Annotated in this window: 7 protein-coding genes; 4 read left to right on the top strand and 3 right to left on the bottom strand. The window is 74.0% G+C overall.

Features of this window, described 5'->3' with window-relative positions; genetic code table 11:
• Positions 1-956 (top strand): lysophospholipid acyltransferase family protein (locus AC0CYZ_RS22080; RefSeq protein WP_472219283.1); only part of this gene is annotated, 956 nt, incomplete at its 5' end.
• Between the two features lie 22 nt (positions 957-978).
• Here the strand turns inward: AC0CYZ_RS22080 and AC0CYZ_RS22075 are convergent.
• From AC0CYZ_RS22075 to acs, 3 genes are all read right to left on the bottom strand, one after another.
• Positions 979-1,626 carry a LuxR C-terminal-related transcriptional regulator gene (locus AC0CYZ_RS22075; protein ID WP_472219281.1) on the bottom strand — a complete coding sequence of 216 codons (648 nt, stop codon included), beginning with the start codon at positions 1,624-1,626 and terminating at the stop codon, positions 979-981.
• Positions 1,617-3,314: a sensor histidine kinase gene (locus tag AC0CYZ_RS22070; protein ID WP_472219279.1), complete on the bottom strand. Its 1,698-nt coding sequence runs from the start codon at positions 3,312-3,314 to the stop codon at positions 1,617-1,619. Before AC0CYZ_RS22070 ends, AC0CYZ_RS22075 begins: the two co-directional genes overlap by 10 nt.
• 206 nt (positions 3,315-3,520) lie before the next feature.
• Positions 3,521-5,461 carry an acetate--CoA ligase gene (gene acs, locus AC0CYZ_RS22065; RefSeq protein WP_472219277.1) on the bottom strand — a complete coding sequence of 647 codons (1,941 nt, stop codon included), beginning with the start codon at positions 5,459-5,461 and terminating at the stop codon, positions 3,521-3,523.
• 238 nt (positions 5,462-5,699) lie between these two features.
• Here acs and AC0CYZ_RS22060 point away from each other — a divergent pair, with 238 nt between their 5' ends.
• The 3 genes from AC0CYZ_RS22060 to AC0CYZ_RS22050 form a co-directional block, all read left to right on the top strand.
• Positions 5,700-7,349 carry a DUF7782 domain-containing protein gene (locus AC0CYZ_RS22060; protein ID WP_472219275.1) on the top strand — a complete coding sequence of 550 codons (1,650 nt, stop codon included), beginning with the start codon at positions 5,700-5,702 and terminating at the stop codon, positions 7,347-7,349.
• Positions 7,346-7,789, top strand: coding sequence for a D-aminoacyl-tRNA deacylase (gene dtd / locus AC0CYZ_RS22055; protein ID WP_472219273.1), 444 nt, complete (start codon positions 7,346-7,348; stop codon positions 7,787-7,789). The genes AC0CYZ_RS22060 and dtd overlap by 4 nt, the downstream gene beginning before the upstream one ends.
• Positions 7,790-7,964: 175 nt before the next feature.
• Positions 7,965-8,303, top strand: a 339-nt coding sequence (locus AC0CYZ_RS22050; protein WP_472219271.1) for a sigma-70 factor domain-containing protein, incomplete at its 3' end; no start/stop codon positions are given.

The raw sequence follows: 8,303 nt of genomic DNA, 5'->3' as shown, positions 1-8,303 counted from the left end.
GGCCCGACGACGCGACCGGCCCCTCCCCGCTCGCGGCGCCGCCCCCGGACCCGGCGACGACGGCCGAGGTGACGACCGAGGTGAAGGCCCGGGTGAAGGGCCCGGTGAAGGCCGAGGTGCCGGCCGGGGACCCGCCCTTGCTGCGCGCCCACCCCCGGGTCCGCCGGATCACCCCGGGGCACGACGCACGCCCGCCGGGCCGGGCGATGCGGCTGTGGCGCAAGCTGGCGATCTGGCTGCTGCTCCCCCGCCTCGACCGCGGGTTCGGCTACGGCTTCGCCATCGAGGTGCTGTGGCCGGTGCTCATGGCCGTGGCCCGCTGGGACTTCCGCGGCGGGCGGAACGTCCCGGCGTCGGGGGGCGCCCTGCTGGCGGTGAACCACCTCTCGCACGTCGACCCGATCGTGCTCGTGGCCTACTGCATGGCCCAGGGCCGCGTGCCGCGGTTCCTGGCGATGAAGGAGCTGTGGGGCATGCGCGTGGTCGGCGCCCCGCTGCGCGGCGGTCGGCACATCCCGGTGGACCGCAAGGCCTCGGGCATCGAGGCCTACCGGGCTGCGGTCGAGTCGGTGCGCAGCGGCGAGCTCGTCGTCGTCTACCCCGAGGGCGGGTTCCCGTACGAGTCCGACGGCTGGCCGCAGAAGGCCCACACCGGCGTCGCGCGGATGGCGCTCGCGACGGGCGCCCCGGTGATCCCCGTCGGTCAGTGGGGGTCGAACCACCTGCTCCCGCCGACGGCGAAGGTGGGCACGCTGGTGCCCCGCGCCACCCTGCGGGTGCTGGCCGGCGAGCCGGTCGACCTCTCCGACCTCGTCGGCAGGCAGGGGCAGCGCACGGCCCTCCAGGAGGCCACCGACCGGATCATGGGCCGGGTGTCCGACGAGCTCGGGATCCTGCGCGGCGAGACCCCGCCGGCCCTGGAGGACCGCGTCTCCGACGGGACCAAGAACGGCTGACCGCCCGACGAGGCCGTCCCGCTCAGCCGCCGGCCCGCAACCAGGTGAGGGCCGCGGTGACCCGGCGGTCCTGACGCTCGCCGTCGAGACCCAGCTTCATGAAGATGTTGGCCACGTGGGTCTCGACCGTGCGCTTGTCCACGATCAGGCTCTCCGCGATCGCGGCGTTCGACAGGCCCTGGGCCACGAGGTGCAGGACGTCGCACTCGCGCCGCGTCAACGGCCGCAGGCTCCCCTGGCGCTCCCGGTACCGCACGAGGCGCTCGACGATGCCCGGGTCGATCGCCGTCCCGCCACCACGGACGCGCTCCAGCGCGGCGAAGAGCACGTCCGGGGAGTCGACCCGGTCCTTGAGCAGGTAGCCGATGCCGGACTCCCGGATCTCGAGCAGGTGCGCGGCCCAGGTGACGTCGTCGAAGTGGGAGAACGCGAGCAGGCCGATGGACGGGTCGAGGTCGTGGAGCCGTTGCGCGACGAGGAGCCCGGAGGCGTCGTCGGAGCCCGCCTCGAGGCGGATGTCGAGGATCGCGACGTCGGGGCGCTCGTCGGCGACGATCGGCAGGAAGGCCGGCGTCGTGGCGGCGTCACCGACGACGACGAACCCACCGGCCTCGAGCAGGTAGCGCAGGGCGGGCCGGAACACCCCGTCCTCGAGGAGGGCTACGCGCACGGGATCGTCACGACCATCCTGGTCCCCCCGGTCTCGCCGTCGCCCACCCACAGCTCGCCCCGCAGCGCGCGGGCGCGGTCCCGGAGGCCGGTCAGGCCCGTCCCGCCGTCCGGGCGGGCCCCGCCGCACCCGTCGTCGTCCACCTCGAGCCGGGCGACCCCGTCCTCGCACCGGACGCCGACGTGCACGCGGGTCGCCCCGGCGTGCTTGACGACGTTGGTGAGGGCCTCGGCCGCGGAGTAGTAGAGCGCGCCCTCGACCTCGGCAGGCAGCCGCGTGGCCGGGACGTCGATGGTGGTCGGGACGCTCTGGCTCTCCGCGAGCCGCGCGAGGGCGGCGCGCAGGCCGTCCTCGCTGAGCACCATCGGGTGGATGCCCCGCGTGATGTCGCGCAGGTCGGCGAGGGCGGTCCGCACGGTGTCCTGTGCCCGCTCGAGGGCCGCCACCACCTCCGGCCGGTCCGAGACGTGCAGCCGGACCGTCGACAGCGCCGCGCTCACCGCGACCAGCGGGCCCTGGGCCCCGTCGTGCACGGCGCGCTCGACGCGCTGCCGTTCGGCCTGGGTCGCGGTGACGATCCGCTGCCGGGACGCACGGACCTCCTCGAGCTGCGCCTGCACGCGGTGGTGGAGGCGCCCGTTGGCCAGGGCGAGGCCGGCGGCGCCGAGGGCCGCGGAGACGAGGTCGGGCTGGCGACGCAGCGAGGGGTCGAGGGTGAGGCGGGCCAGTGGCTCGCCCTCGGCGTCACGGACCTCCGCGTGCCAGCGGTCGTCCGCGCCCACCGCCTCCTCCCCGTCGACGGCCTCGTAGCGCCGTTCCGCCGGCACCCAGGAGGACAGCCGGAGCTCGGGGTCGGCCACGGCCACCCGCAGGGCGTCCTGCACCGCGTGCGCGCCCGACGACGTCGTCGTCAGGCGCACGACCAGCTCGGCGACCGCCGCCCGGGCCGCCTGGCGGCGGACCGCGACCACGAGGAACGCCACCGGCGTCGTCGCGACCGCCACGGCCACCACGACCAGTGACATGTCCCGGACCGCCTCGGACACCGGGACGACGTGGACCCCGACGTAGGCGAGGCCCGCGACGGCGATGCCGCCCGCCGCGCAGGCGGGGGGAAGGGTCTCCACCCGCCCGAGTCCCCGGGAGCGCCGCAGCTTGAGGGCCAGCAGCGCGAGGAGCGTCGCGAAGAAGACCCCGAGGCCGAGGAACCAGACCGTGCTGAGCTCGTCCCACCGCCCCCGGTCCGGGACGCGGACGATCGTGAACCACACGGTGTGCGCCGGGTAGTCCGACCACTCCGGCCGGCCGAGGACGATGCGCACCAGCGCCCCGCCGCACGACCACGCCCCGAGCAGCGTGAGGAAGACCGCCTCGTGGCGACGACCCAGCGCCCGGCCGGGGTAGCGCAGCAGCGCCCACGCCCCGAGCACGTACCAGAGCGGACCGAGGAGCTCGGAGAGCAGCGGCAACGGGCCGGCGCGCCACTCGTTGCCCCACGAGACGAGCCACACGGCGGCCACCGCGACGAGGATGCGCCCGGTGACCCGCTGGTCGGCGTCGTAGCAGAACAGGACACCGGTCGTGGCGATCGTGATGCCCACCGAGGCCGCGGCCACGTAGGTCACGGGGTCGTACGTCGCGAGCGGAGCCAGCCAGCCCAGCGAGACGACGGCCGCCAGGACGGCCACGACGGGGGTGACGACCCCGGTCCGCGGACACGCCCCCCTGGCGTCGATCGGACCACTGCCCACGGAAAGACTGACCGGGGTCGTCACCGGTGGCACGTTCTCAGCGCCGTCGAGCGTGGTCATCCGTGTCTGCACGGAGGCTTCGCCGGCCGGCGGTGATCCGTGTCGTGTCGGCACGGACCACCGCCCGCCGGAGGAGTCCCGACCTACTTCTGCATCTGCTTCTGCATCTCGTCCACCACCGACGGGTCGACGAGCGTGGAGGTGTCGCCCAGCTCCTCGCCCTCGGCGAGGTTCTTGAGCAGGCGGCGCATGATCTTGCCGGACCGCGTCTTGGGCAGGTCCGTGGCGAAGATCACCGAGGCCGGCCGGGCCAGCTTCCCGATCGACTGGGCCACCTGCTCGCGCAGGGCCTGCTCCAGCTCCTCGGTGCCCTGCGTGTCGCCCACCAGCGAGACGAAGGCGACGATCGCCTGCCCGGTGTCGGGGTCCTTGCGCGCCGCGACGGCGGCCTCGGCCACGTCCTCGTGCTCCACCAGCGCGCTCTCCACCTCGAAGGTCGAGAGGCGGTGGCCGGAGACGTTGACGACGTCGTCGATACGGCCCATCAGCATGATGTCGCCGTCCTCGTCGTACTTGGCGCCGTCACCGGCGAAGTACGCGTCCGAGTACTTCGACCAGTAGGTGTCCTTGAAGCGCTGGTCGTCGTTGTACAGCGTGCGCATCATCCCCGGCCACGGCGCGGTGAGGACCAGGTTGCCGGTCTGTTCCGTGCCGAGCTGGTTGCCCTCGTCGTCACGGATCTCCGGACGCACCCCGGGGAACGGCTGCTGGGCCATCCCCGGCTTGAGCGTCGTGATGCCGGGCAGCGGGGTGATCAGGATGTGCCCGGTCTCGGTCTGCCACCAGGTGTCCATGATCGGCGCCTTGCCCGCCCCGACGTGCTTGCGATACCACTCCCAGACCTCGGGGTTGATCGGCTCGCCGACGCTGCCGAGGATCCTGATCGACGACAGGTCGTGGGCCTGGGCGTGCTGCTCGCCCCACTTCATGTGCGAGCGGATCGCCGTCGGCGAGGTGTACAGGATCGTGACCCCGTACTTCTCGATGATGCTCCACCAGACTTCCTTGTCCGGATATCCGGGGACGCCCTCGTAGAGCACCGACGTGAGCCCGTTGGCGAGCGGGCCGTAGGTGATGTAGCTGTGCCCGGTGATCCAGCCGATGTCGGCGGCGCACCAGTAGACCGAGTCGTCCTTGACGTCGAAGACCAGGTTGGTGGTCGTCGTGACCCCCACCATGTAGCCGCCGGTGGTGTGCACGACGCCCTTGGGCTTGCCCGTCGAGCCCGAGGTGTAGAGGAGGAACAGCAGGTCCTCCGACTCCATCGGCTCGCAGGGGCAGCTCTGGGCGTCGGAGTCGACGTCGGCGACCAGGTCGTCGAGGTAGACGTCGCGGTCGCTCATGGGGATGTCGGCGCCGGTGCGCTTGATCACCACGACCTTCTCGACGGTGGTCGGGTTCGCGTCGAGGCCCTGGTCGGCGTTGACCTTCTGGTCGCCGGCCTTCCCGCCACGCAGCGCCTGGTCCTGGGTGATGAGGACCTTGCACTCGAGGTCGTTGCAGCGCTCGGCCACGGCCTTGCCGCTGAACCCGCCGAAGACGACGGTGTGCGGGGCGCCGAGACGGGCGCACGCCAGCATGGCCACGACGGCCTCGGGGATCATCTGCATGTAGATGCCGACCGGGACGCCCTTGCCCACCCCGAGCTTCTTGAGCCCGTTGGCGAACCTGACGACCTGCTCCTGCAGCTGCGCGAAGGTGATGTCCCGCGCCTCGGAGGAGTTCGGCCCGTCGTCCGGGACGACGTGCAGCGCGACCTTGTCGCCCAGGCCGCCCTCGACGTGCCGGTCGACGCAGTTGTAGCAGGCGTTGAGCTTGCCGCCCTGGAACCACTTCGCGTACGGGAGGTTCCACTCCAGCACCGTGTCGTACGGCTCGAACCAGTCGATGCGCTGCTTCGCCTGCTCGTCCCAGAACTCCTCGAGATCCTGCTCCTTCATCTCGGGGCGGGCGTTGGCGGTCTTCGCCAGTTCAGAATCCGGCTCGTACTTCTTGCCCTGACTCGTCGTGCCCTGCTCCGCCATCCGCTGGCCCTCCGGATCGATCGATTTCGAACATTGGCTGGCCGGCCCCGGACGCAGCGCCGCACCAGGTGTGCACAGCGTCACGTGCCGACCGCGATCGAGCAACCTTGCCACGGTCCACGCGGCACGGTCCCCTCTCGTCGGACAGGCTGTTTCCCCGAAGAGGTGCTGTGCCACACGTCACCGAAGTCCGGAACGCGGTGAACCGATCAGGGCCGGGCTGTTCCACACTGGCATGGTGATCGACACGACCCCCGGCGAGGTCGGACCGGGCGCCGCCCTGCCCGACCTCGCCGCGCGCCTCGCCGCCCCCTTCCGCACGGCGGGCTTCACCGTCGAGGGCGTCGCGGCGGCCCTCGGGGCGGACGTGGGCGCGGCGCTGGACCGCGGGGAGCCGGAGCCGGCCGCCCGGGCGGTCGGCGAGGACACCCCGCTCGCGACGCTGGTGCGGCTGTTCCTGCTCGGCGAGGCGCGCCCCGCCGCCGACGTGGCCGCCGCGCTCGCCCCCGTCGGGCTCGACGAGGCCGTCGACGCCGGGCTCCTGGACCGCCGCGACGGGGCCGTGGTGGCGGCGCTCGACCTGCGCCCGCACGCGGACGAGCACGGCTCGTGGTGGGTGGTGTCCGACCTCGAGCTCCGCCCGGACGAGCCGGACACCGCCGGTGACGCGGCCGGCCGGGCGGACCGGGCGCGCGAGCACGTGCTCGGCACCGGCGCGGCCTCGCTGTCGCTGGCCCGGGCCACCGTCCGACGCCCCGTCGCGACGCTGCTCGACCTCGGGGCCGGCTGCGGGGTCCAGACGCTGCACGCCTCCGGGCACGCCGCCGCGCTGACCGCCACCGACGTCTCGCCGCGGGCGCTGACCCTCGCCCGCGCGACGTTCGCGCTCTCCGGGATCGACGCGGAGGTGCTCGCGGGCCCCTGGTGGGAGCCGGTCGCGGGCCGCCGCTTCGACCAGGTCGTCTGCAACCCGCCGTTCGTGCCCGGCCCGCCCGAGATCGAGCACGTCTACCGCGACGCGGGCCTGGGCGGGGACGGCGCGAGCGCCCTGCTGGTCTCGACGCTGCCCGGTCACCTCGCGCCGGACGGCGTCGGCCAGCTGCTCGCGTCCTGGCTCGTCACCCGGCCCGACGTCGAGGCCGCCCGCGCCGCCGGGGATCCGCACGACGGGTGGGACGCCCGCCCCCGACGCTGGCTCGCCGCCGCCGCCGAGGCCGCCGAGCCGGGCGGGCTGGACGCGTGGGTGGTGCAGCGCGACGTCGCGGACCCCGCGCTGCACGTCGGGACCTGGCTGCGCGACGCCGGCGTCGACCCCGCCTCCCCCGCCGGCCGCGCGCGCTCCGCGCGGTGGCTCGACTTCTTCGCCGAGCACGACGTCGTCGCGATCGGCTTCGGGTTCGTGACGCTGCGGCGCACGGCGCCGGGCGTCGGGGGCACCGTCGTCTGCGAGGACATGCGCCAGGCCCACGGCGACCCGCTGGGCCCGGAGGTCGAGGCCTGGCTGGACCGGGTGGCGTGGCTGCGCGGGCACGACCTGCTCGACGAGGCCCTCGTCGTGCCGGCGACGACGGCGCTGGAGCGCGGGTACACGCCGGTGGCGCCGGAGGACGGGCCCGACGACGGGCCTGAGGACGGGACCGACGACGGCGGCTGGCGGCGGATCGGCGGGACGCTCGTGCGCCTGGACGGCCCGCAGTGGCGCCACGACCTGGACGAGCTCGGGGAAGCCCTGCTCGCCGGGTGTCGGGGCCACCTGCCGCTGCGCGACCTCTGCGAGCTGCTCGCCCTCGCCCACGGGCGCGACCCCGAGGAGCTCACCGCGGCCGCGCTGCCCGTCGTCCGGGAGCTCTTCCTGCACGGGATGGTGACACCGGGGACGACACCGTGAGGGCCGTCGTGGCGCGGGTCCTGCGGGCGTCGGTCACCGTGGACGGGGCGGTCGTCGGGGCGCTCGACGCACCGGGCCTGCTGGTGCTGCTCGGGATCCACCGCGACGACCCGGCGCGGGTGGGCACGCCGGACGACCCCGTGCCGACGATGGCGCGGAAACTGCACGGGCTGCGCATCCTCCGGGGCGAGGGGTCGTGTGCGGACACCGGCGCGGGCCTGCTCGTCGTCAGCCAGTTCACGCTGTACGGCGACACGCGCAAGGGGCGGCGCCCGTCGTGGTCGGCCGCCGCGCCGGGCGAGGAGGCCGAGCGGCTCGTCGCGGACGTCGTCGCCGAGCTGCGGGCCCGGGGTGCCTCGGTGGCGACCGGGGTGTTCGGCGCCGAGATGGCGGTCGCGTCGGTCAACGACGGCCCGGTGACGGTGCTCGTCGAGGTCTGAGCCCCCGCGACGGGTTGTGCGCGATGAGTTGCCATCCATGGCCCGGAACACGCGTCGGCACCGTCACAAGCGGTTAACCGGTCAGTGCGCGGCGGTCGGGAACGATCGCGCTCGGCTGCGCGTTCGACCACATGACGCGGCACGCACCAGTCCAGTGCCGCGCAGGGAGGATTCCATGACGGCGACACTCGCCCCGCAGGAGTCTCGGGACACCGAGGCTGTCCTGCCCGAGTCGACCCCCGACGTCGCCCCCGAGACTACCGCGCTCCAGACCGAGGCCGAGGCCCAGAGCGACCTCGACGCCCAGAGCCCTGCTGCCGACCTCGTGCGCGTCTACCTCAACGGTATCGGAAAGACCGCTCTCCTGACGGCCGCCGACGAGGTGGAGCTCGCCAAGCGCATCGAGGCCGGGGTCTACGCGGCCCACCTGCTCGAGGACGACACGCTCGACGCAGACCGCGCCCGGAAGCTCCGGGCCGTCGCCCGTGACGGCCGCCGCGCCCGCGCCCACCTG

The sequence above is a fragment of the Actinomycetospora sp. genome (genome assembly GCF_055612215.1).
Note: the sequence above shows the minus strand (reverse complement) of the source record. Positions and strands in the feature narration are given on the sequence as shown.

Excerpts from the sequence above, each read along its gene's own strand:
- acs (WP_472219277.1), bottom strand. The coding sequence starts at position 5,461 with ATGGCGGAGCAGGGCACGACGAGTCAGGGCAAGAAGTACGAGCCGGAT.